We start from the raw sequence: 23,703 nt of genomic DNA on the forward strand, positions 1-23,703 counted from the left end.
GGACCAAGGGTCCCATCCCTGTCAACGATGCTGTCAACGATGCAGGTAGTCGACGAGCGACGCCTTCTCCGTCTCCAGTTCCTCGATCGTGCTCTTGACCACGTCGCCGATGCTGACGATGCCGACCAGCCGGCCGCCGTCGACCACTGGCATGTGCCGGAAGCGCTGCGTGGTCATGGTCTGCCGGAGCGAGTCGACGTTCTCCCCGGGACCGACCGTGGTCACCTCGGTGGTCATGATCGAGGAGACCGGGGCGTCGAGGATCGCGGCGCCGCGGTCGTGCAGGCGCCGGACCACGTCGCGCTCGGAGACGATCCCCTCGATGGTGATCCCGTCGGAGGAGACGACGACGGCGCCGATGTTGTGCTCGGCGAGCTGGGCGAGCAGCTCGCGTACTGTGGCCGCGGGCGTCACGGTCGTCACGTCACTGCCCTTGCCACGAAGGATCGTCCCGATGAGCATGTGCACCACCACCTCTTGCCCTCAGTGTTCCAAGCTTGCGTCCAGGCAAACAACCCCTCGGGCCCGGAGTCAAGCGGTCCCGTAGGCTGCTCCCTGTACTGGATCACGACATCAACCGACATACCACTCAAGGAACGCTCCATGGCCGAGGCGCTCAACATCGGAAGCCACGATCTGCCCGTCACCGACGAACTGGCCGCGTTCATGCGCACCGGCTGGGCCCCACAGAAAACGGGGCAGGACGCCCCTCGGCCGATCGCCCCGTGGGCGGCCAAGCGGCGGGCCGCGCTGGCGCAGCGGTTCCCGGGTGAGCGGCTGGTGATCCCCGCGGGCACGCTGAAGGTGCGCAGCAACGACAGCGACTTCCGGTTCCGGCCGCACAGCGCGTACGCGTACCTGACCGGGGCGAGCGAGTCGGACGACGTGCTGGTGATCGAGCCGTCCGGCGAGGCGGTGCTGTACGTCAGGCCGCGCGCCCCGCGCGAGGAGGGCCAGGAGTTCTACCGCGACCGCCGCTACGGCGAGTTCTGGGCCGGACCGCGCCCCGACCTGGCCGAGGCGGCGGCGCTCTACCAGGTCGAGTGCGCCCACATCCGCGACCTTGAGCTCGGCCGCCCCGCCCGGGTGCTGCGGGGTGTGGACGCCTCCGTGGACGCCGCCGTCCCCAGGGGCGAGGGTGACGCGGAGCTGGAGTCGTTCCTGTCGGAGCTGCGGCTGGTCAAGGACGAGTGGGAGGTCGGCGAGCTGCAGTCGGCCGTGGACGCGACCGCGCGCGGCTTCGAGGACGTCGTACGCGCGCTCCCCCAGGCGTTCGGCCACCCGCGCGGCGAGCGCTACCTGGAGGGCGTCTTCGGCCTGCGGGCCAGGCTGGAGGGCAACGCGACCGGCTACGACAGCATCGTGGCCGCCGGGGCGCACGCCTGCGTGCTGCACTGGATCCGCAACGACGGCCCGCTCGGCCGCGGCAACCTGCTGCTGATGGACGCGGGCGTCGAGTCCGACACGCTCTACACGGCCGACGTCACCCGCACCTTCCCGCTGTCGGGCCGCTTCGGGAGTGTGCAGCGGCAGGCGTACGAGCTGGTCTACCAGGCGCAGGAGGCGGCCATCGCCACGCTGCGGCCCGGCGCCCGCTTCCGTGACTTCCACCTGGCGGCCATGCGGGTGATCTGCGAGGGGCTGCGCGACTGGGGCCTGCTGAAGGAGAGCGTCGACACGCTCATGGAGACGGGCCTGTACCGGCGCTACACGCTATGCAGCAGCGGCCACATGCTTGGTCTCGACGTGCACGACTGCGCCAGGTCGCGGGCCGAGGTCTACCTGGACGGCGTGCTGGAGGAGGGCAACGTGCTGACCGTGGAGCCCGGCCTGTACTTCCAGCCGGACGACCTGACGCTGCCGGAGGAGCTGCGCGGCATGGGCATCCGGATCGAGGACGACCTGGTGATCACCTCCGACGGGGCCCGCCTGATGTCGTCCGCGCTCCCCCGCGACCCGGACGGGATCGAGTCCTGGATGAACGGCCTGCTGTAGCAGGAGAGCGCTGTAACGGAGCGGTCACGTTTCGTACGTGGCTGACAAGGCGCGGCCCCGCCCTCATACCTTTTCCGCAAATTCCCGCCAAGCCATGGCCTACTGGACAACCCGTCAGTAGGGTTGCCAATCCGTAGGCGGCGGAGGTGGTGATGGCCTGGTCCGGGTACGTCGGACGCCGCGCCGGCTCGGCCCTCGGCCAGGTCGGAGACCTGTTCGTCATCGTCCTGGAGGGCCTGCGCCGGAGCTGGGACGTCAGGCGCTGGTGGTGGGAGTTCGTCGACCAGTGCTGGTTCCTGGCCCGCATCACCAGCGTCCCCGTGCTCCTGGTCTCCCTGCCGCTCGGCGCGACCGTGGCGCTGCAGGTGGGTGAGCTGGCCCGGCAGCTCGGCGCCGGCTCGGCCACCGGCAGCGCCGTCTTCGTCGGCCTCATCCGCGAGGTGGCGCCGCTGGCCAGCGCGCTGCTGATCGCCGGGGCCGGCGGCAGCGCCATGACCTCCGACATCGGCGCCCGCCACATCCGCGACGAGCTGAGCGCGATGGAGGTCATGTCGGTCAACCCGATCCACCGCCTGGTCACGCCGCGCATGTGGGCGGCCAGCACGATCGCGGTGTGCCTGTGCCCGCTGGTCATCCTGGCGGGCGCGACCGGCGGCTACTTCTTCAACGTGATCGTGCAGGGCGTCACGCCTGGCGCGTACTTCGAGGGCGCGCTGTCCCTGGTGGTGGCCTCCGACCTGTACGTGACGCTGTTCAAGGCGTGGATCTTCGGCTTCATCGCGGCCGGGGTGGCCTGCTACAAGGGCATGACGTGCGCGACCAGCCCGGTGGGCGTGGGACGGGCGGTCAACCAGGCGACCGTGGTGACGTTCATGCTGGTGTTCACGTTCAACTACGTGATCTCGGCCGTGTACTTCCTGGCCTACCCGCCGAGGTCGCTGTGATGGTGACCTGCTGATGGCGACGCGGACGGCCGGCCTCAGACTCGCCCTCAGGGGTCGGGACGCCGCCGAGCGGTTCGCGGCCCTGGCCGACTGGCCGCTGTTCGTGTGGAAGGTCCTGTTCTACTCCGTCCGCGACGTCGTGCTGCGGCTCAGGTACGGCAAGGTCGTCCTGCGCCAGGTCAGCGATGTCGTGGTGGGCGTCGGCGCCACCGTCATCGGCGGCGGCATGGTCTTCGTGGTGTTCACGATGGCGTTCGTCGTGGGCGCGACCGTGGGGCTGCAGGGCTACCAGGGGCTGCAGGCCATCGGCGCGGAGTCGTTCATGGGCCTGGTCGGCAGCTTCGCCAACGTTCGCGAGATCACCCCGATCATCGCGGCCACGGCGCTGGCGGCGCAGGTCGGCTCGTCGTTCACGGCGGAGCTCGGCGCGATGCGGATCTCGGAGGAGATCGACGCGCTGGAGGTGATGGGCATCAACGCCTTCACCTACCTGATCTGTACCCGGGTCGTGGCGGCGCTGCTGGCGCTGGTGCCGATCTACCTGATCGCGCTGTTCGCCAGCTTCTTCGCCACCCGGCTCATGTGCACGGTGCTGTTCGGGCTGGCGCCCGGCGTCTACGACTACTACTTCTACCTGTACCTGCCGGTCAGCGACATCCTGTTCAGCGTCGCCAAGGTCGCCGTGTTCGCCTTCGCCGTCATCGTCATCCACTGCTTCCACGGCTTCAACGCCACCGGCGGGCCCGTGGGCGTGGGGGTGGCGGCGGGAAGGGCCATCCGCCAGTCGATCGTCACGATCGTGCTGCTCAACCTGCTGCTGTCGTACCTGTTCTGGGGCGCCGGCGGCAACATACCGCTGACGGGGTGAGGCCGGTGACCCGAGCTGAACTTCCCCTCGCCGCCCGGATGGGCATCGCGCTCGCCGTGCTGGCGGTGCTGGCCGCGGCCACCCTGTACGTGGTGCGCACCACCACCGAGTTACGCGGCACCCGCATCGACGCCGTGTTCGGCCGGGCCGGGCAGGGCCTCGACACCGCCTCGCCGGTCAAGATCCGCGGCATCACGGTCGGCGACGTGACGGGCATCGCGCTGGACGCCAAGGGCAGGGCCGTGGTGACCATGCACGTCGATCCTGGGGTCAGGGTGCCCACGACCGCGGTGGCCTCAGTGGAGCCGGCGTCGGTGTTCGGCCCCAAGTTCGTCGAGCTGCGGCCGGGCTCCGGTGAGACGACCGGCCCGTACCTGTCCGCCGGCGCCGTCATCACCGACACCGAGGAGCCGCTGGACCTGTCCGACACGCTCGGCGACGCCTACCGGGGCCTGGACGCCGTGGACCCGCGCGAGGTCACGGTCATCGTGCACACGCTGGCCAAGGGGCTGGAGGGCGAGGGCGAGAACCTGCGCGAGCTGATCGGCGACGCCGGCACGGTCGTCGGCGTCGCGCACCGGCACCGGGCGAACGCTCGACGGTTCCTGCACGACGCGGCACTGCTCGGCACGGCGCTGTCGGACAAGGGCGACGAGCTCGTCTCCATCTCCTCCGACGTCAACGTCATCACCCCCGACCTGCTCAAACGGGCCGACAAGGTACGCGCCCTGCTCCAGGAGGTCACCTCGGTCTCCGGGCAGGTCTCCCACGGCCTGGCCAAGCACCGGGGCGACCTGCGGGCCGGGGTGCACTCGGGCGAGCGGGTCGCCGCGCTCATCTACGCCCAGCTCGGCCTGGCGGGAGACGGCGTACGCGGCCTCAACCGGCTGGTCGACCTGCTCAACGAGCTGATCGAGGCGCCAGGTCCAGGCGGCAACCGCCAGTTGCAGGTGGAGGCGTTCATCGCCACCGACGTCTGCGAGCTGATCGTGGGCGCCTGCGGCCCGACCGACGGGAGGCGCTGACGTGGAACGCCTGCGCCGCCGCTGGACCCTCGTGCGGTTCGCGCTGTTCATCGGCCTCACCCTGACGCTGATCGTGGTGATCGCGGTGCAGATCGAGCGGGTGAGCACGGGCGACGGCTACCGCCTGGTCGCCGTGTTCGACGACGTGTCCGGCCTGAACGAGGGCGACCAGGTGAAGATCGCCGGAGCTCCGGTCGGCCAGGTGGACACGATCAGGGTCGTGAACGGCCGGGCGGAAGTGACCATGGAGGTGCAGAACGCGGTCAGGGTGCCGACCGACACCGAGGCCGCCGTACGCTGGCGCAACGCCGTCGGCCAGCGCGTCGTCTACCTGCTGCCCGGCACCGCGCCCGGCCGGCTGCCGCCGGGGGCGCGCCTCACGCGCACCTCCTCCGTGGTGGACATCGGCGAGCTGATCAGCGACCTCGGCCCGCTCACCCGCAGCCTGGATCCCGACCAGATCAACCAGCTCCTGACGGCCGCCGCCAAGTCGCTCAAGGGCAACCAGCACAACATCCCGCGCCTGCTCGACAACGTCAACGCGATCACGACCACGGTCAACGAGCGCAAGAAGACCATCGAACAGCTGCTCAAGGACTACGCCACCGTCACCGGCGTGGTCGCCAGGCGGGACCGGCAGATCGAGCGGCTGGTGGACAACCTGGTCACGCTGACGGAGGCGTTCGCCGACAACCGCGAACTGGTGGACGACGCGCTGGTGGAGCTGTCGGCCACCGTCCACACCTCCAACGAGGTGCTCGGCAAGAACGCCGGCGAGCTCGGCCGCCTGGTGGACAACCTGTCCGGGCTGACCGGCGGCATCAGGCGGAACGTGGGCAAGATCGACAAGACCGTCAGCACGTTCCAGCCGCTGTTCGCGCGGGCGTACTCGAGCGTCAACCGCGGCCACTACTTCATCACCGCGGTCCCCTGCGTGGCGCTGAACGCCGCCCCGTGCCCCTACGGCATGCAGACGCCTCCGCCGCTGCGCAACACCAGGATCCAGAGCGAGAAGGACCTGCGGAAGCTGCTGGTGGGCCGCTGATGGCGCTCAAGTCGTTCCGCGTCGGATCCTTCAGGGACCGCAACCGGCACGCCGTCGGCCTGGTGTCGCTGGCCGTGCTCGGCGCGATCCTCGTCACCACGTTCCTCGTCGGCAGCCTGGGCCTGCTGGAGGGCGGCTACACCATGTCGGGCGTGTTCACCGACTCCGGCGGGCTGCGCACCGGCAACGACGTGCGGGTGGCCGGGGTGCGGGTGGGCGAGGTCACCGAGGTGCGCGCCGACTACGCGCAGGGCCACGTGGTGGTCACCTGGAGGGTGGACGACGGCGTGCGTCTCGGCCGGGCCACCCGCGCCGACGTCGCCCTGTCCAACCTGCTCGGCGGCCGGTACGTCAAGCTCACAGGACCGGTCACACCTCCGTACCTGGACCAGCTGCCCGAGGACCGGCGGCGCATCCCCGTGCAGCGGACCGGCGTGCCCACGCTGATCAACGACGCCATCAAGGACGCGACCCGGCTCGTCGAGCGGCTCGACACCGACGCCGTGGACGACCTGCTCGCCGAGCTGGACAAGCTGGACACCTTCAAGAAGGGGCGCGTCACCCGGCTGCTGGACAACATCGGCGACCTGTCCGACACGATCAGCAAGAGCGAGCCGCAGCTCCAGCGGCTGCTCGACAACGGCACCCGGATCATGGACGTGCTGAAGAAGAAGGACGCGCAGCTCGGGCGGCTCATCGACGCCGTCGAGGTCATGCTGGACGAGCTGCGCGCGCGCCGCGCCGAGCTGCGCACGCTGCTCGGCGACGGCAGTGACCTGGTGCAGAGCACGACCCGGCTGATCAACGAGCACGAGAAGTCGCTCGTCCAGGTCCTCGACGACAACGCGGCGATCACCACCCGGCTCAGCGGCAGCAACGAGCGGCTCAACTCGCTGCTGGCGTGGGCTGGGCCGACGTTCTCCGGCCTGTCGACGATGGGCGGCCAGGGGCCGTGGCTGGAGGCCATCGCCACCGGCCTGGGGCCGATCAACCCCGAGGTGCTGGGGGCCATCGCCAAGGACAGGAAGAGCGACAGATGACACGGCTCGTGGCGGTGCTGCTGGGGTGGGCGCTCCTGGCGTCCGGGTGCTCGGTGACGGGGGCGGAGCCGTACCGGCTGGTGGCGATCTTCCGCGCCGCACCCTCCCTGTACGAGGAGGCGCGGGTCAAGGTCATGGGCCTCGACGCAGGTTACGTGGACACCATCAGGATCGACGGGGACAAGGTGCGGGCGGAGCTGCGGATCGATCCCCAGGTGCCGCTGCCCGCCGGCGTCAAGGCCGTGGTCGCGCCGCAGAACACGCTCGGCGAGCGCAACGTCGTCCTTTACCCCCCGTGGAAGCCCGGCGACCGGCGGATCGCCGCCGGGGCGACGATCCCGCTGGAGCGCACGGACCTGCCGGTGGAGATCGACGACGCGCTCGACGCGTTCACCAAGCTCACCGACGCGCTCGACGACGAGCGGCTCGGCGACGTGGCGGGCGACCTGGCCGACGGCGTCAGGGGCCGGGGCAAGACGATCAACAACGCCATCGCCGACACCTCGGAGCTGACCGGCGTCCTGGCCGCGCAGGACCAGCGGCTCATCGACCTGGCCAAGGGGCTGAGCGACCTGGCCACCAGCCTCAACGAGCGCGAGAGCCAGGTGACGGGCGCCATCGACGCCTTCTCCGAGGCCAGCGCCATGCTGGCGGAGGAACGGCGGCGACTGCGCGGCTTCGTCACGTCGATGGCCGGGTTCGTCCGGCGCGGCGACGTGCTCATCGAGCAGTACGCCGAACGGCTCCCCCAGGCCGCGAGCACGCTGGCCGAGCTGGTGCTGACCGTCCGGGCCAACAGCGACTCCATGGCGCGGGCGGTCAAGGGCGCGGCCGACTTCGCCGACATCCTGATCGACTCCTGGGACCGCGAGCAGCACGTCCTGAAGATCAGAATCGTGCTCAACGCGATGACCAGGGCGTGGCTGGCGCCGCTGTTCGACGCGCTGAACCTGGGCGAGGTGCCGTGCCTGCCCGCCGGGCTGAGCAACTGTCCCTTCTCCCGGAGAGGAGGCGGGCGATGAGGACCAGGTTCCCGGCCGTGCTGGCGGCGCTGGCCCTGACCGCGGGCTGCTCGCTGCAGACGCTCGGCGCGACCACCGGCGACATGACCCTGTACGCGGTCTTCGACGACGTGCAGAGCCTGGTCGCCGGGCACAGCGTGCAGATCTCCGACGTGCGGGTGGGCACCGTGACCGACATCCGGCTGCAGGGATACCGGGCCAAGGTGACGATGTCGGTCCAGTCCGCGCACCGGGTGCCCCAGGGCAGCACCGCCACCGTGGCCAAGACGTCCGTGCTGGGCGAGAACTACGTGCTGCTCAGCCCGCCGACGGGCAAGGACCTGGCCTCGGGCCCCTACCTCAAGGACGGCGCCACCATCGCCGACACCTCGGTCGAACCGGACATCGAGCAGGTCACCGCCAAGGCCGGGCCGCTCATCGAGGCGCTCGGCGCGCAGGACGTCAACGCCGTACTCGACGCCGCCTCGACCGCGCTCGACGGGCAGGGCGACGACGTCAACCGGCTGATCAGGCAGACGGCGCAGGTCACCGACGCCTACGCGGCCGCCCGCAGGGACCTCGGCACCAGCATCGACGCCCTGGCCAGGCTCGGCGACGACCTGGCCGAGGGCAGCGCCGAACTCGACCGGCTGCCCGGCACTCTGGCCGCGGCCACCGAGCGCCTCGCGCACGGGCGCGGCCACGTGAAGAAGACCATCGTCGCGCTCACGAAACTGGCCGAGCAGGCCAACCTCACCGTCTACCCGCGCCACGCCGCCCGGCTGCGCACGCTGCTGCGTGAGCTGGAGGCCATCTCCTCGTCCATGCAGCGGGGCAAGGAGGACCTGAAGGCGCTGGTGGCCAAGCTGCAGAAGTTCATCGACGCGCCGCCGATCACGGTGAACGGCCAGGTGATGATCTACGTCTGGCTGAAGGGCGTGCTGCCGTCGGTGCGCGAGGAGCCCGTGCGCAACCCGGTGGAGGACGTCCGCATGCTGCTGGAGCCGCCGCGATGAGACACCGCATCTACCTCAACCTCGGCTTCTTCGTGCTGCTCGGGATCGTCATGACGGTCTGGGCGTTCAGCACGATCATCAAGCTGGACGCGATCGAGCGGCCGTACCGGGTCTCGGCCGAGTTCGTCTCCTCCCCCGGGCTGATCCGCGGGTTCGACGTGGCCTACCTGGGCGTCCGGGTCGGCAAGATCGGTGACGTACGGCTGGCGCCGGGCAGGATCGTCGTGGGGCTGGACATCGACAGGGAGATCCGGCTGCCGAAGGGCGTCACCGCCGAGGTGCGGCGCAAGTCGGCCATCGGGGAGCCGTACGTGGAGCTCTCACCGCCCGCCGCCGGCGTGACCGGGCCCGTCCTCGCCGCCGGCGACACGATCCCGCTGGCCAGGACAACGGTGCCGCTCGACTACAAGAAGCTGTTCGAGGGCGTCGGCAAGCTGCTGAACGCGGTCCCGCCCAAGGACGCCGACACCATCGTGCACGAGCTGGCCGTCGCGCTGGACGGGCGGGCGCCCGCGATCAGACGCATCATCGAGGACGCCCACACCCTGACCGGCACGCTCGCCGACAACACCGAGGTGCTCGACGACCTGGCGGTGCAACTCACCCGGCTCACGCACACGCTGGCGGGCAAGCGCGGGCAACTGGCCTCGGGGATCACGGACCTGAGCGCGGTGACGGCCGCGCTGCGGGAGTCCCGTACCGATCTCAACGCCATCCTCGACCACGGGCCCGGGGTGTTCGCCCAGCTCGACGACGCCGTCAGGAAGTCGCGGCCGGGGTTCTCCTGCCTGCTGACGGCGGCCGGGCTGCCGCACCGGCCGGCGTTCTCGGCCGCGACCGAGCGGAACGTGCACCATCTGCTGAGCATCGTGCCGACCGCGCTGAGCCTGTCCGACGACATCAGCGACCGGCGCGGGGACACGGTGTACGGCAAGGCGGCGTTCGTCTTCAGCGTGCCCGGCGGGCCCCAGCCGGCCGAGGAGTACGCGGGGCCGCTCGGCCCGCCCTCCGTGCCCAAGCTCCGCGCCTGCCCCGACCGCGCCCCCGAACCCGACCCCGGCGCGGGCCCCGACTCGGATCCCCACCCGGACGCCGCCGGGCGGCCTGGCGGCGAGCGCCAGGACGTCGCCGCCCGGCCCCGCGACTCCGGCGGCCCGGCCTCCGCGAACGACCGTCCCGGCGCCGGCACACCCGGCGCGAAGGAGGACAGCACGAACAGGAAGGAGACGGATGGAACGGACGGGACCCCGCGAGCCACCGATTCACCGGCGGACGCGGCCGGCACCCGCGCCGCGTCCGGAACCCCCATCAACACCGTCCCGCTGATTGCCGCGATGTTCCTCGCCGTGGTGGCGAGTGGTGGCATCGTGGGCTGGATCGCGGCGGGCCGGGCCGCCCGCCGCCGTGAGGAGTCGTCTTGACCGCCAAACCGGATCTCGCCGAGCAGGCCCCCACCGACACCGACCCCGGCACCGGCACCGGCACCGGCGGAGACACGGACACCACCACCGAGTCATCAGGAGAGCGCGGAGCCAGGCGGTTCTGGCGGGCCAAGGTGTTCGGTGCGCTGGCCGCCATGCTGGTGGCCGCCGTCGCCGCCACCGCCGTGCTGCAGTGGGTCGCCGCCACCCAGGCCCAGGACGCGCGGGCCGCCCTGGAGTCGGAGCGCGCGCTGCGCCTGGAGGTGTCCGGCGCGGCGAGCGCGTTCAGCCGGGCCCTGCTCAGCTACGACTACCGGGACCTGCAGACCACCCGCTCCACTCTGGCCGCCCAGGCCACGGGCGACTTCCTGGCCACCTACGACACGGCGTTCGGCGGCACGATGGCGCAGGTCATCGTCAAGCTCAAGGCCACCTCGCAGGCCACCGTGCGCGAGGTCTACCTGGCCGACGTGGACGAGGCCACCGCGCACGCCATCGTCGTCGTGGATCAGCAGGTGAACAGTTCGCAAGCGATCCGCTCGGTCAGGGATTCGCACCTTAAGATCAGTCTTGTGAAGGAGAAGGGCAGCTGGAAGATCCATGACGTGACCACGCTCGGCGCGGCCTCGGAGGACCAGTACTCCCTCGACGGCGACAAGGACAAGAAGGACTGACGATCGGCCCCTTAGCGATGGGCGGGCACCCCGACGAGGTGCGTGCCCCCGAAGACTGGCTCACCGAGGTGGAGAAGGAGCGGGCCGCCCGCTTCCTGTACGAGCACGACCGCGCCTCCTTCGTCGCCGCCCACCTGCTCGTGCGGCTCTGCGCCGCCGCCGTGCTCGACGCCGACCCGGCCGGGCTGACGCTGCTGCAGGTCTGCGACCTGCACGGCCCCGGTCACGGCAGGCCGTACCTCGAACAGGCTCCCGAGCTGGGCGTCAGCTTCAGCCACACGCGCGGCTACGTGTGCGCGGCGGCCGGCCCCGGCAAGGTCGGGGTGGACGCCGAGCGGGTGCGTCCTGGTCCGCTGGACACGATGCTGGCCGACCGGGTCCTCACGCCGCGCGAGCGCGCGCTGGTCACCGGCAACGACGAGCTGATGCGCCACTGGACCCGCAAGGAGGCGCTGATCAAGCGCGGCGAGCTGACGCTCGACCAGCTCGGCGACGGCGGCGACGACCTGACCGGCCGGCACCTGCTGGAGTGGAGCGCGGGCCCGGACATCAGGGTGGCCGTCGTCACCGACACCCCGGCGAGCCGGGCGCCCATCCCGGAGCTCGGCGGCGACGGGTAGGCGTGGGGTCGCCGCGGGGGCGCGGCGGGGGCGCCGCGGGGCCGATGACCGGCGACAGGTTCGCCCGGATGAGGCGTACGGTGGTCAGACTGCCGCCCGACGTCTCGTCCATGGCGCTTCACTCCACGTGCGCTAGATTGGAGATCATGAGCGCGCCTCGCTGGCTTTCCCCCGCCGAACAGCGTGCCTGGCGTACACACCTGGCGCTGCACAAGCTGCTCATGCACCGGCTCGACCGCGAGCTGCAGGAGCATTCACTCTCGTTGAACGACTACGAGATCCTCGTCAACCTCTCCGAGAGCCCCGGCCGCCGGATGCGGATGAGCGACCTGGCCGACGCGACGATCCAGTCACGCAGCCGATTGTCGCACCAGATCTCCCGCATGGAGGCCAAGGGCCTGGTGACCAGGGAGGACTGCCGTGACGACCGGCGGGGCACGTACGCCGTGCTGACCGACGAAGGATGGGAGACGACGCAGCGGGTGGCCCCGGTCCACGTGGGCGGCGTGCGCGAACACTTCGTCGACCGGCTCACCGACGAGCAGCTGGAGGCGATCGAGGCGGCGTACGCGCCGATCGTGGAGCACCTGAAGAAGCTGCGCTGACCTCCGGGGCGACCGGCGCCGTCGCGCTGACATCCAACCGATACCGGGGAAGCCTCACAGCGTTCCCGACCGGTCGCTAGCATCCCGGTCATGCTGAGAAAGCTAGTGATCGTGGCGGTGCTCGCCCTGGCGTCGGCGTGCTCGTCGGCGGGCGGCGAGGCCGAGCTGCCCGCCGGCCCCGATCTGATGAAGAAGGCCTCCGAGGCCATGAAGGTCGTCAAGTCGGCCGGCTTCTCGATCGCGACCGAGGGCAAGCCCAACGTTCCGGTCAAGAAGGCCGACGGCCGGCTCACCGCCGAGGGCGACGCCGACGGCACGATCACTCTCGACGTGCTGGGCACCCTGCAAGAGGTGAACTTCGCGCTGATCGGCGACACCGTGCACTTCAAGGGGCCGACCGGCGGCTTCCAGAAGATGACGCGCGCCCAGCTCGCGCAGTTCTACGACCCGTCGGTCATCCTCGAACCCACCAAGGGCATCGCGCAGCTGCTCGCCCAGGCCACCGACCCCAGGGTCGAAGGCGTCGAGAGCGGCTCCTACCGGGTCGCGACCACCTTCCCCGGCAACGTCGTGGGCCAGATCATCCCCGGCGTCACGCAGGGCGTGAACGGCAAGGTCTGGCTCGACCAGGCCACCAGCCGGCTCACCAAGGCGAGCCTGCCGCTGAAGGACGGCACGGTGACGGTGTCGTTCAGCGACTACGACGCGCCCGTCACGATCACACCGCCCCCCGCGAAATGAGGCCCGCGAAATGAGGCGCGCCCGCCGGGTCGTGCTCGGCGCGGGGGGCGCGGTGGTGCTGCTGGCCGCGCTCGACGCGTACGTGGTGGTGACCGTCCTCATCGACATCGCCGAGGACGTCGGCATCCCGCTCAACCACCTGGAGCGCGCGACCCCGATCGTCACGGGCTTCCTGCTCGGGTACGTGGCCGCGATGCCGCTGCTCGGGCAGTTGTCCGACCGCTACGGGCGGCGGCCGCTGATCCACGCCTGCCTGGCGGCCTTCGCGCTCGGCTCCGTCCTGACGGCGCTGGCGTCCGGCGAGGTCATGGTGGTGGCCGGGCGGACCGTCCAGGGGGTGGCCGGGGGCGCGTTGCTGCCGATCACGATGGCGCTCATCGGCGACCTGTGGGAGGAACGGGAACGGCCGGTGGCCCTCGGGGCGGTGGGAGCGGCCCAGGAGCTGGGCAGCGCGCTCGGGCCCCTGTACGGCGGGCTGGTGGCGTTGATCCCGAGCACGGTGGTGGCGGGGGTGGAGCTGGGGGAATGGCACGCGATCTTCTGGATCAACCTGCCCCTGGCCGCCCTGGCCGCCATCGCCGTCCACCTCACCCTCCCGCCCCGCTCCAGCACGGCGCAGCAGGCGACCCTCCCGCCCCACTTGGGCGCCGCGTCGCAGGTGACCCTCCCGACCAGCACCGCCGCCACCGCATCCCACCCCGAACCGGCGACCGAGACCATCTCAGGCCACGACACGGCACTCCCGGACGCTCCGGCCGGTCGGCCGCTCGCTTCGGACGGCGAAACGACCGTCGCAGCCACCCCGAGCGCCGAACCGGTCGCCGAGCGACATGCGGAACCCGTCGCCGGGCCGGTCGGTGGGCAGGCCGGTGGGCAGGTCACCAGGCCGGTGACCGAAGCGGTCGCCAGGTCGGCCGCCGAGCCGGTCACTGGGTCGGCCGGCAGGCCGGTGGTCGAATCGGGGACCGGGCCGGGTGATGGGCCTAAGGCTGGGCGGGTGGATGTCGTCGGTGGGGTGTTGCTGGCGGTGGCGCTCGGTCTGCTCGTCGTCGGGCTCTACAACCCGGATCCGGCCGTCGCCGTGCTCCCGCCGTGGGGTCCACCGGTGATCGCCGCCGGGGTGCTGACGGCCGCCGGTTTCGTCTGGTGGGAGATCCGTTCCCCCGTACGCCTGCTCGACCTCACCGGCGCCCGCAAGGGCCCGCTGCTCGCCACCCTGGCGGTGAGTTTCCTGGCCGGGGCGGCGTTGCTGGTCACGATGGTGTTCGTCCAGTTCACCGCTCAGACGCTGCTCGGCGCGGACGCGCTGGGGGCGGCGCTGGTGCTGGCCAGGTTCCTGGCCGCCCTGACCGTCGGCGCCCTGCTCGGCGGGCTGCTGGCGCGCCGGCTAGGTGACCGGCCCGTCGCGGTCGGCGGCCTGCTGCTGGCGGCGGTGGGTTACTGGCTGATGAGCCGCTGGCCGCTCGACCTGGCCGGGGCGGGCCTGGTCGTGGACCTCGACCTGGTCGTGGCCGGGCTGGGGCTCGGCCTGGTGATCGCCCCGGTGTCGTCGGCGGTGCTGCGGGTGAGTACGGCGGCCCAGCACGGCGTGGCGTCGGCGGCGGTCGTGGTGGCCAGGATGATGGGCATGCTGATCGGCATCGCCGCCGTGTCGGCGTGGGGTTTCTACCGGTTCCAGTCGCTGACCGCCCATCTGGACACGCCGCTGCCGTTCGGCGTGGACGCGGAGACCTACCAGCGCAGGCTGGCCGACTACACCGCGAAGGTGCAGGCGGCGCTGCACACCGAGTACACCGAGATGTTCCTGGTCACGGCGTTCATCTGCCTGCTCGGCGCGGCGGTGGCGGTGCTCATGCCGCCCCGGCCGCGAACCGGAACGGCATGAGCCTGCGCCCCGTCGCGGGCCGGGACGGCGGGAACTTCCGCCCGGCTGCGGGACGGGACGACATGGCCCGCCGCCCGGCCCCTGGCCGGGACGGCGTGGGCGTCGGCTACGCCGGGGTCATGGCGACAGGCGGTGCAGGTCGCGGGGGAAGGCGGTGCTCTGGCGGACGTTGGCGGCGCCCGTCAGCCGCGCGGTCCACCGTTCCAGCCCCAGCGCGAACCCGCCGTGCGGCGGCATCCCGTACTTGAACGCCTGCAAGTAACCCTCGTACGCCTCCGTCCCCTCGCCCCGGGCGGCCAGCGCGCGCACGTAGTCCTCGTACCGGTGCAGCCGCTGCCCGCCCGTGACCAGCTCCATGCCCCTGAAGAGCAGGTCGAAGCCGTTGGAGTGGCCGGGCCTGGCGGGGTCGGGGTGGGTGTAGAAGGGCCGCTTGGACATGGGGTAGCCGGTGACGAACAGGAACTCCGACCCGTGCTCGCGCCGCGCCCACTCCCCCAGCCACCGCTCCTGCGCGGGCGCCAGGTCGGGCTCGTCGGACGAGGTCAGCCGCTGCGCCTCGGTGAAGTGCACCGCGGGGATCTCGGCGGGCGCCGCGGGCGGCTCGACGCCGAGCAGGTCGAGCGCGGGGGCGGCGCGGCGGCGTACCGACTCCAGCATGCCCGCCACCACCTCGCGCAGGACCGCCATCACGTCGCGGTGGTCCTCGATGAAGCCGAGCTCGGCGTCCAGGCTGGTGTACTGGGCCAGGTGGCGCACCGTGTCGTGCGGCTCCGCGCGGAAGACCGGGCCGACCTCGTAGACGCGCTCGAACACCCCGGTCATCGCCTGCTTGTAGAACTGCGGCGACTGCGCCAGGTAGGCAGGACGGCCGAAGTAGTCGATGCCGAAGACGTTCGCGCCCGACTCGGTGGCCGAGGCGACGATCTTCGGGGTGTGGATCTCGGTGAAGCCGAGCCGGTCGAGCGTCTCCCTGAACCCGGCCACGCTCGCCGCCGAGATCTCCAGCGGCGCCCGCAGCAGCGGATGCCGCAGCGCGACCGGGGCGTGGTCGAGCACGGTCGGGAGCGTGGCCCCGACGATCGGCCGGTAGAGGTCGAACGGCGGCGCCGCGCCCGGCTCGGCCAGGACCTCGACCTCCGGCGCGACCAGCTCGTAGCCCCCGGGCGCCTGCGGGCTGGCCGTCACGGTGCCGGTGACCGCGACGACGCTCTCCTCAGGAGGCAGCTCACGAGCGGGCAGCTCTTGGGCCGGCAGGGTCCGGGCGCGCGGGTCCCGGGCCGACAGGTCCTGCGCGGGCGGGTTCGGGCCGGTCACCGCCTGGGTCAGCCCCGTACGGTCCCTGACGACCAGGAAGGACACGGATTTGAGTTGCCGGCGGCGATGGACCCAACCGGCGATCGTCACTCGTTGCCCGGCGTGCTCAGCGAGCTCCGCCGACATGACACGAGAGATCATCACAGCTCCTCAACGGAAGTGCATGACCCCTTGGGAGTGCGGGGGAGAAGGGAGCTCCCGGTGCCACCGCACTTTCGCCGGCCCCGTGCGAGGGCGGCCTCCACGACCCGATGACGGGGGTCAGACCGGCGGGGCATTTCCTCCCCGCACTCGGGAGTGTCTTCACCAGCGGGCCACGGCGCCGCCTTCGCAGCGTACGGCGGCTCTCTGGGGCCGTGGACCCCGCTGGTTACTCGTCTCCGTCAACGCGTTGCCGCGGAGCTTATCACTTGTCCTTCTTGGCCCGCTTCTCGCGGATCTTCATCGACACGTCGATCGGGGAGCCGGCGAAGCCGAACTCCTCGCGGATGCGCCGCTCGATGAAGCGCCGGTAGGTGTCTTCCAGCCAGCCCGAGGTGAACAGCACGAACTTGGGCGGCTCGATCGACGCCTGCGTGGCGAAGAGGATCTTCGGCTGCTTGCCTCCGCGCACCGGCGGCGGCGTCTGCTGCACCAGCTCGGTCAGGAACGCGTTGAGCCGGGACGTCGGCACCCGCGTGGCCCAGGAGTCGAGCGCCTTCTCCAGCGCCGGGACCAGCCGGTCGACGTGGCGGCCCGTCTTGGCGGAGATGTTGACCCGCAGCGCCCACGGGGTGCGTACGAGCTGCCGGTCGATCTCCTTCTCCAGGTAGTAGCGCCGGTCCTCGTCGACCAGGTCCCACTTGTTGAAGGCCACCACCATGGCCCGGCCTGACTCGATCACCAGGCCGATGATGCGCAGGTCCTGCTCGGTGAGCGGCTCGCTGGCGTCGATGAGCACGATCGCCACCTCGGTGCGCTCCAGTGCCGCGCGGGTGCGCATGGCGGCGTAGAAGTCGGCGCCCTGCAGCTCGCGGTCGCGCCGCCGGATGCCGGCGGTGTCGACGAAGCGCCAGGTGCGCCCGCCGAGCTCGATCAGCTCGTCGACCGGGTCGCGGGTGGTGCCCGCCATGGGGTCGACCAACACCCGCTCCTCGCCGGCGAGCTTGTTGAGCAGCGAGGACTTGCCGACGTTGGGCTTGCCGAGCAGGGCCACGCGGGCCGGCCCGCGCTCGGCCTCGAAGGTGACCTGCGGAGTCTCGGGCAGCTTGTCGAGCATCACGTCGAGCAGGTCGCCGCTGGAGCGGCCGTGCAGGGCCGAGACCGGGTAGGGCTCGCCGAGCCCGAGCGACCACAGCGCGGCGGCCTCCAGCTCAAGCTGCTGGTTGTCGACCTTGTTGGCGGCCAGGATGACCGGCTTGCCGGACTGGCGCAGCACCGAGCCCACGATCTCGTCGGCGTCGGTGGCGCCCACGGTGGCGTCGACCACGAACACGATCACGTCGGCCAGCTCGACGGCGACCTGCGCCTGCTCGGCGATGCGCAGGTTCATGCCGGTGGCGTCGGGGTCCCAGCCGCCGGTGTCGACGACGGTGAAGCGGCGGCCACGCCAGTTGGCGTCGTAGGTGACGCGGTCGCGGGTGACCCCGGGAACGTCTTCCACGACCGCTTCGCGGCGGCCGATGATGCGGTTGACCAGCGTGGACTTGCCGACGTTAGGCCGTCCGACGATGGCGACGACCGGCAGCGGCACCGCCTGCTCGTGCTCGCCGATCTCAAGGTCGTCGAGGTCAGCCTCGACCCAATCCCCCGTTGTCACGATTTTTCATCCTTTGTGAGTACCGCACCTGAGTTCGGCTCAGGTGCGCTCGTGTATGCGGCCGCTCAAGGACTCGCTCGCCGAGCCCTCTCGCTCCGCGACCAGCCTCAGCACCTCGGCGATGACCTCTTCCAGGGTCAGGTCGGAGGTGTCGAGCTCGACGGCGCCCACCGCCATCGAGAGCGGGTCGGTCTTCCGTGTCGAATCGAGCGTGTCGCGCTTGGCCATGGCCTCCTGCTGCGCCTCCACCGTGGAGCCGGCCAGCTCGGCGCTGCGCCTGCGGGCGCGGGCCTCGGGGCTGGCCGTCAGGTAGATCTTGACGGCGGCGTCCGGCCAGACGACCGTGCCGATGTCACGGCCCTCGACCACGATGCCGCCGTCGCCGATGACCTCCCGCTGCAGCGCGACGAGCCGGGCCCGCACCTCGGGCACGGCGGCGACGGCGGAGACCGCGCCGGTGACCTCGGACTCCCTGATCGGCCCCGCCACGTCGACGCCGTCGACGTGGATCGCGGGACCGTCGGGGTCGGTGCCGGAGACGACGGCGGGCTCGCCGCAGCGGGCCGCGACCGCGGCGGGATCGGTCAGGTCGACGCCCTGGCGCAGCATCCACCAGGTCATCGCGCGGTACATCGCCCCGGTGTCGAGGTAGCGCAGGCCCAACGCGCGGGCCGCCCCGCGCGACACGCTCGACTTACCCGACCCCGAAGGCCCGTCCATCGCGACGACCAGAGCGGTCACGGCCTCTCCTTCTTCACGTTTTCCCAACCTGAGAAGGCTACCGCCTCCCGCTCAGTCGGCGATCCAGCTTCCGTGGAAGCCGAGCGGCACGCGAGCGGGCAGGTGGACGGTGGCGACGGGCTCGCCGGTGAAGTCCTGGCCGGCCAGGATCACCAGGTCGGCCGCTCCCCTGGCCGGGTTGTTCACGTACGTCATCACGTAGCCGTCGTCCTCCGCCTCCCCCGAGCCGATGAAGACGGGCTCGCCCACGTACGCGCCGCGCCCGAACTGCCGCGACTCCTGCGTGCCGAGCCGCAGGTCGTGCTTGATGAGCGTGTTGTCGAACGACTCGTCGGGCAGGTCCTCCATCTCGCTGCGGCCGGGGCCGACCACGTCGTGGATGTCGCGGGTGGCGGCGGTGTAGCCGTAGCGGTAGGCCCGGCCCGTGCGGCGCTCGTCCATCCGCGGGAACTCCTGCATCCGGTCGTCGAGCGTGCTGACGCGGACGCGGCCGGTGGTCAGGCCGATCCGCCACCGGTCGAGCGTGGGCATGCCGCCCAGGTCGAGCCGGGCGTCCACGAACCCCTTGGGATAGCTCACCAGGTCGACCACCACCTCGTCGCCGTCGTCGTAGGCGTTCAGCGTGTGGAAGACCCAGCAGGACGGCAGTTCGAACCAGCGCAGCTCGCCGCTCTCGCGCGACAGGAGCCCGACGCGGGCGGGGTGGGCCTCGTTCCACGCGTACGGGAGCTGGCTGCCCTTCTCCGCGTGGGGCATGCTGAACGTGACCGGCAGGTCGTAGATGACCACGAACCGCTCGGTGATCGCGAAGTCGTGCACCATGGGCGCGTCGGCGATCGGGATGTCCCTGACCTGCGTCACCGTGCCCTTGGCGTCGAGGACGACGTGCTGGTGGTGGTCCCAGCCGAAGAAGTAGGCCAGCGCGTGCAGCTCGCCGCTGACCGGGTCGAGGTGGGTGTGGGCGGCGAACCCGCCGGGCAGGCCGCCGTCGAAGTCGCAGGCGCCGATGGTGTCGAGCTCGTAGCTCAGCTCGTACGGCAGCGCCCCCGCCTCCACGGTCGCGAACGTGCGCCCGGCCAGCCCGATGACGTGGGTGTTGGCCGCGAAGTCCATGTTGCTGTGCACGGGCCCCGGCCTGGCGGGCTCGCCGAGCCGCCGGGCGACCGCGGCGCTGCGCACCCACCGGTTGCGGTACCACTCGGCGCGCCCGTCGCGCAGCCGCACGCCGTGGACCATGCCCTCGCCGAGGAACAGGTGCCCGGCGGAGGGGTCGTCGAGGCTGAGCGGGTTGGGGCCGTTACGCAGATATCGGCCGTTGAGCTCGGCCGGGATGCGCCCGGTGACCTCCAGGTCGAACGCGGTGACCTCCTCGGTCACCGGGGCGAATCCGTGCTGGAAGGGAGTGGTCGTCATGATGCGTCCTTCTCTGCTGAAGCCAGGAACGGCGTGAGCACCGAGGCGCACAGCAACCGGTAGCGCTGCTCGGCCTCGCCCTGATCGAAGAAATCCGAGATTTCGAGACTTACGGCGCCGTGTATGGCCATCCACAGCACGTCGGCGATCTCCGTGGCCGTCCCGCCGCGCAGCACGCCGGCCTCAAGGCAGTCGGCCACTCCGCGCACCAGCAGCTCGAACGTGCGCTTGGCCACCCGCACCGCATCCTCGCCGGCCTTGAACCCCGGCATGGCGCTCTGGAACATGACCCGGTAGTAGTCGGGCTCGCTCAGGGCGTAGTCGCGGTAGGCGGCCAGACCTTCGTGCAGCCGGGCCAGCGGGGCGTCGTGATCGGGCACTGCCAGCAGCCGCCGCTCGAACCGGGCGAACCCCTCCAGCCAGAGCGCCTCGCTGAGCCCGTCCTTCCCGCCGAAGAGCGTGTAGATCACCTTGGTGGAGCAGCCGACCTCGGCGGAGATCCGCCGCACGGTCAGCGCGCCCGGCCCCTCGCCGATGAGCAGCCGTTTGGCCGCGTCGAGGATGACGTCCCTGACGACGCCCTGTCCCTGCCGCTGAGCCTGCTGATACGCGGTGACCGTCATCCTGGTAACGCCGTTTCTCTCGGGTAACGCTGTTACCCCTTCTTTGTACGCCCTCCCCCGCGGCTCGTCAATGGTTACCTATCGTGATGGATGGGCAGCAAAGAGTTATGAGCACAGCACCTAACCCGATCGACCTGCAGCGGCACCTGAGCATGGTCGACTATCCGGCCAGCAAAGACGACCTCATCGACGCCGCGCGCGAGCAGGACGCCGACGAGGACATCATCGAGGCCCTGGAGGCCATGCCGGACCGCCAGTACGACGGCCCCAACGCCGTCAGCCAGGCGATCAACAGACGCTGAACCGGACACAAAAGCGCGGCGGGCGGGGCCTCCTGGCCCCGCCCGCCGTTCGTCGTTCGTCGATCGTTCGTCGTAACGCCCGTATGTGGATGGGCCCCCACCCGTCAGAAGCCCGCCCGCTCGTCAGATGCCGGTGAGGCGGAACATCCAGACGGGCACCAGGCCCCGCTTGAGCAGCTTGAACGTCGGGAACGAGCTCGCGCACAGCACCTCCTTGTACCTGATGGCCGCCCGCCCGGTCAGGTACCACCTGCGCGGTGTGTCGTCCTGGTGGGTGAACTGGATGACCGCGTCGCGGCGGCCCAGGCTGGTGGGCTGATGCACGTACCCGAACCGGAAGGCGGCCGGTTCCTTGCCCTGGAGCGTGGCGGCCAGCGAGCCGGCCGCGTGCAGGCCCGCCGGGATTCCGCCCTGACAGGTGCCGTGCATGACCCCGAACTTCTGCGTGATCGCGGCGGCGTCGCCGACGGCGTACACGTCGGGATGGGAGACCGAGCGCAGCGCGGAGTCCACCACGATCCGGCCCTGGGCGTCCACGGTGAGCCCCGACTCCGTGGCGATGGACAGCCCCTTGATGCCGGTGGTCCAGAGCGTGGCGTCGGAGTGGATCAGCTCGCCGCCCTCCAGCTCGACGCCGTCGGGCAGCACCTTGGTGACGGCCGCGCCCGAACGCACCTCTACGCCGAGCCGCTCCAGGCTCGCGTCCAGGTACGCGCGGGCGCTCTCGCCCATCATGGAGCCGGGCCGGCCCCTGGTCACCAGCACCACCCGCAGGTGGGGGCGGGTCTCGGCCAGCTCGGCCGCCGACTCGACGCCGGTCAGCCCGCCGCCGGCCACGACCACCGTGCCGCGCGTCAGGTCGTCGAGGCGCCGCGAGAGCCGTACGGCGGACTCGTGGTCGTCATAGGTGTACGCGTGGTCGTCGACGCCGGGGACGGAGGTGTCGGTGACGGCGCCGAGCGCGTAGACCAGCTTGTCGTAGCCGAGCACCCGCTCGCCGCCGTCCGGGTCGGCGAGGCGCACCTGCCCGCGTGCCGGATCGAGCGCCGTCACCCGCCCGATCTCCAGCCGGACGCCGGTGCCGGCCAGCGACTCCGCCAGGGAACGCGGGGCCAGCGGCTGCCCCGCGGCCGTCTGGTGCAGGCGCAGCCGCTCGGTGAACGTCGGCGAGGCGTTCACCAGGGTGACCTTGCCGCCTGTCTTGCGCGTCAGCCGGGCGGCCCTGATGGCCGCCATCATGCCGGCGTAGCCCCCGCCCAGGACCAGAATTTCACTCCATTGTCCTTACCTCCTCGATTCTGACCTGAAGACGGATCGAGGAGGCGCGGGCGTGACATCGTCCGGGGAAAACTTTTCGGACCTTGGCGCACGCGGAATCGTACAGACCGCAAAAGCCGGGCAAGAGCACCCGGGCTACGGGACCTGCCAGCCGCGTTCGCGCAGGGCGTCGGTGAGCGAGGCGGCGGAGTCGGGCTGCACCGCCAGCTCGGCGATGCCCAGGGGCAGGCCGGGCGCGTGTTCGAGGCGCACGTCCTCGACGTTGACGCCGACCTCGTCGCACACCCTGAACAGCCGGGCCAGCTGGCCGGGGCTGTCGCCGATGACCACCTGGACGGCGGCGTAGGAGGAGGCGGGGCCGCCGTGCTTGCCGGGGATGCGGTCGTGGCCCACCACGCCGCGCTTGAGCAGCTGGGTGAGCTCGCCGGTGGCCGTGCCGTCGCCCTCGGCCATGGCACGCAGCGCGCTCGCGGCGTCGGCCAGGTCGTTGGCCACGGCCTCCAGCACCTCGGCGACCGGGGAGGCGTTGCCGGACAGGATGCCCAGCCACAGCCCAGGGTCGCTGCCCGCGATCCGGGTGACGTCACGCACGCCCTGCCCGGCCAGCCCCAGCGCCACGTCCGTGGCGTCGGCCAGGCGGGCGGCCACGGCGGAGGCGGCCACGTGGGGCGCGTGGGAGACCACGGCCACCGCGCGGTCGTGGTCCATCGCGCTCACCTCGACCGCGTTGGCCCCGCACAGGTCGATCAGCCGCAGCACGGCCGCCTTCGCCTCGGGGTCGGCCTCCTCCGTGGGACACAGCGCCCAAGGACGGCCGAGGAACAGGTCGTCGCGCGCGGCCCCCGGCCCGGACTTCTCCCGCCCGGCCAGCGGGTGGGAGGCGACGTAGCTGGCCAGGTCGCAGCCCAGCTGCGCGGCCCGGTGGATGGGCTCGGCCTTCACGCTGGCGACGTCGGTGTAGAACCGGGCCGCGCCGATCCGCTGCAGCTCCAGCAGCTCGGTGGCCACGTACGCGGGGGGCACCGCGATGATCGCGAGGTCCGCCGGGTCGGAGGCCGCCGTGTTGGGGGTCCAGTCCTCGCCCGCGCCGAGCTCCCGTGCCAGCCGTACGGCTCCTGGATCGCGGTCGGCGAGCAGCACGCGCACGTTCCGCTTGCGTAGCGCCAGCGCCGCGGAGGTGCCGATCAGACCGGTGCCGACGACGAGCACGGTACGAAGTTCCATCTCGATGTCCTGATTTATCGGGCTATACGGAATGTGGAGTGTCGCGCGTCCGGCTTGCCGGACACTTGCGTGCCCGCCGACCGGACCCTGCCGCCCTGCTCGGCACCGCCGCCTCACCGGCGGCGCCGCT

The 23,703-nt window shown here is 71.4% G+C and carries 23 protein-coding genes; 15 read left to right on the top strand and 8 right to left on the bottom strand.

The features are described from left to right. Nucleotides 1–33: 33 nt before the first annotated feature. Entirely contained in the window at nt 34–462 is a 429-nt protein-coding gene (locus AB0C27_RS48630; protein WP_357860502.1) for a CBS domain-containing protein, read from the bottom strand. 141 nt (nt 463–603) lie between these two features. Between AB0C27_RS48630 and AB0C27_RS48635 the strand changes: the two genes are divergently transcribed. The 14 genes from AB0C27_RS48635 (at nt 604) to AB0C27_RS48700 (ending at nt 14,880) form a co-directional block, all read left to right on the top strand. Then, entirely contained in the window at nt 604–1,995 is a 1,392-nt protein-coding gene (locus tag AB0C27_RS48635) for an aminopeptidase P family protein (RefSeq protein ID WP_357860505.1), read from the top strand. Between the two features lie 152 nt (nt 1,996–2,147). Next, nucleotides 2,148–2,939, top strand: coding sequence for an ABC transporter permease (locus tag AB0C27_RS48640; protein ID WP_357860508.1), 792 nt, complete (start codon nt 2,148–2,150; stop codon nt 2,937–2,939). A 13-nt stretch (nt 2,940–2,952) separates the two neighbouring features. Further along, a complete protein-coding gene (locus AB0C27_RS48645) occupies nt 2,953–3,807 on the top strand; it encodes an ABC transporter permease (protein ID WP_357860511.1) in 855 nt (284 codons plus the stop codon). A gap of 5 nt (nt 3,808–3,812) precedes the next feature. After that, nucleotides 3,813–4,832 (top strand): MlaD family protein, encoded by a 1,020-nt coding sequence (locus AB0C27_RS48650; RefSeq protein WP_357860513.1) that lies wholly within the window; start codon nt 3,813–3,815, stop codon nt 4,830–4,832. 1 nt (nt 4,833) lies between these two features. Further along, the gene (locus AB0C27_RS48655) at nt 4,834–5,877 is read left to right on the top strand and encodes an MlaD family protein (RefSeq protein ID WP_357860516.1); all 1,044 of its coding nucleotides are present in this window, start codon (nt 4,834–4,836) and stop codon (nt 5,875–5,877) included. Then, nucleotides 5,877–6,917 carry an MlaD family protein gene (locus AB0C27_RS48660; RefSeq protein ID WP_357860519.1) on the top strand — a complete coding sequence of 347 codons (1,041 nt, stop codon included), beginning with the start codon at nt 5,877–5,879 and terminating at the stop codon, nt 6,915–6,917. Before AB0C27_RS48655 ends, AB0C27_RS48660 begins: the two co-directional genes overlap by 1 nt. Continuing rightward, the gene (locus AB0C27_RS48665) at nt 6,914–7,939 is read left to right on the top strand and encodes an MCE family protein (protein WP_357860522.1); all 1,026 of its coding nucleotides are present in this window, start codon (nt 6,914–6,916) and stop codon (nt 7,937–7,939) included. The genes AB0C27_RS48660 and AB0C27_RS48665 overlap by 4 nt, the downstream gene beginning before the upstream one ends. Beyond that, complete coding sequence (locus AB0C27_RS48670; RefSeq protein ID WP_357860525.1) at nt 7,936–8,934, top strand: MCE family protein; 999 nt, start codon at nt 7,936–7,938, stop codon at nt 8,932–8,934. Before AB0C27_RS48665 ends, AB0C27_RS48670 begins: the two co-directional genes overlap by 4 nt. Next, on the top strand, nt 8,931–10,355 hold the full coding sequence (locus AB0C27_RS48675; RefSeq protein ID WP_357860528.1) for an MCE family protein: 1,425 nt from the start codon (nt 8,931–8,933) through the stop codon (nt 10,353–10,355). The genes AB0C27_RS48670 and AB0C27_RS48675 overlap by 4 nt, the downstream gene beginning before the upstream one ends. After that, entirely contained in the window at nt 10,352–11,029 is a 678-nt protein-coding gene (locus AB0C27_RS48680) for a hypothetical protein (protein ID WP_357860531.1), read from the top strand. Before AB0C27_RS48675 ends, AB0C27_RS48680 begins: the two co-directional genes overlap by 4 nt. Nucleotides 11,030–11,046: 17 nt before the next feature. Beyond that, nucleotides 11,047–11,649 carry a 4'-phosphopantetheinyl transferase superfamily protein gene (locus tag AB0C27_RS48685; RefSeq protein WP_357860534.1) on the top strand — a complete coding sequence of 201 codons (603 nt, stop codon included), beginning with the start codon at nt 11,047–11,049 and terminating at the stop codon, nt 11,647–11,649. Nucleotides 11,650–11,795: 146 nt separating this feature from the next. Then, a complete protein-coding gene (locus tag AB0C27_RS48690; protein WP_357860537.1) occupies nt 11,796–12,254 on the top strand; it encodes a MarR family transcriptional regulator in 459 nt (152 codons plus the stop codon). Between the two features lie 90 nt (nt 12,255–12,344). Further along, the gene (locus AB0C27_RS48695) at nt 12,345–12,995 is read left to right on the top strand and encodes an LppX_LprAFG lipoprotein (protein ID WP_357860540.1); all 651 of its coding nucleotides are present in this window, start codon (nt 12,345–12,347) and stop codon (nt 12,993–12,995) included. A gap of 10 nt (nt 12,996–13,005) precedes the next feature. Next, on the top strand, nt 13,006–14,880 hold the full coding sequence (locus AB0C27_RS48700) for an MFS transporter (RefSeq protein WP_357860543.1): 1,875 nt from the start codon (nt 13,006–13,008) through the stop codon (nt 14,878–14,880). 117 nt (nt 14,881–14,997) lie between these two features. On the opposite strand, the gene aspS is transcribed toward AB0C27_RS48700, so the two are convergent. The 5 genes from aspS to AB0C27_RS48725 all read right to left on the bottom strand — a co-directional run bounded on the left by aspS (nt 14,998) and on the right by AB0C27_RS48725 (nt 20,769). After that, nucleotides 14,998–16,335, bottom strand: coding sequence for an aspartate--tRNA(Asn) ligase (gene aspS / locus AB0C27_RS48705; protein WP_357860546.1), 1,338 nt, complete (start codon nt 16,333–16,335; stop codon nt 14,998–15,000). Nucleotides 16,336–16,600: 265 nt separating this feature from the next. Next, nucleotides 16,601–17,992 carry a ribosome biogenesis GTPase Der gene (gene der, locus AB0C27_RS48710; RefSeq protein WP_357860549.1) on the bottom strand — a complete coding sequence of 464 codons (1,392 nt, stop codon included), beginning with the start codon at nt 17,990–17,992 and terminating at the stop codon, nt 16,601–16,603. Between the two features lie 39 nt (nt 17,993–18,031). Next, nucleotides 18,032–18,712: a (d)CMP kinase gene (cmk, locus tag AB0C27_RS48715; protein ID WP_357860702.1), complete on the bottom strand. Its 681-nt coding sequence runs from the start codon at nt 18,710–18,712 to the stop codon at nt 18,032–18,034. A gap of 72 nt (nt 18,713–18,784) precedes the next feature. Continuing rightward, on the bottom strand, nt 18,785–20,146 hold the full coding sequence (locus AB0C27_RS48720; RefSeq protein ID WP_357860552.1) for a carotenoid oxygenase family protein: 1,362 nt from the start codon (nt 20,144–20,146) through the stop codon (nt 18,785–18,787). Continuing rightward, nucleotides 20,143–20,769, bottom strand: a complete 627-nt coding sequence (locus tag AB0C27_RS48725; RefSeq protein WP_357860555.1) for a TetR/AcrR family transcriptional regulator — start codon at nt 20,767–20,769, stop codon at nt 20,143–20,145. Before AB0C27_RS48725 ends, AB0C27_RS48720 begins: the two co-directional genes overlap by 4 nt. A gap of 107 nt (nt 20,770–20,876) precedes the next feature. On the opposite strand from AB0C27_RS48725, the gene AB0C27_RS48730 reads away from it, so the two are divergent. Next, nucleotides 20,877–21,071, top strand: coding sequence for a DUF2795 domain-containing protein (locus AB0C27_RS48730; RefSeq protein WP_357860558.1), 195 nt, complete (start codon nt 20,877–20,879; stop codon nt 21,069–21,071). Nucleotides 21,072–21,194: 123 nt separating this feature from the next. Here the strand turns inward: AB0C27_RS48730 and AB0C27_RS48735 are convergent, their stop codons facing one another. Together AB0C27_RS48735 and AB0C27_RS48740 are read right to left on the bottom strand one after the other, a co-directional pair. After that, nucleotides 21,195–22,340, bottom strand: a complete 1,146-nt coding sequence (locus tag AB0C27_RS48735) for an FAD-dependent oxidoreductase (RefSeq protein WP_357860704.1) — start codon at nt 22,338–22,340, stop codon at nt 21,195–21,197. A 144-nt stretch (nt 22,341–22,484) separates the two neighbouring features. Further along, nucleotides 22,485–23,573, bottom strand: coding sequence for a prephenate dehydrogenase (locus AB0C27_RS48740; protein WP_357860561.1), 1,089 nt, complete (start codon nt 23,571–23,573; stop codon nt 22,485–22,487). Between the last annotated feature and the right edge of the window lie 130 nt (nt 23,574–23,703).

The sequence above is a fragment of the Nonomuraea sp. NPDC048882 genome (assembly GCF_040649755.1).
In the GTDB taxonomy this organism is placed as follows: domain Bacteria; phylum Actinomycetota; class Actinomycetes; order Streptosporangiales; family Streptosporangiaceae; genus Nonomuraea; species Nonomuraea maheshkhaliensis.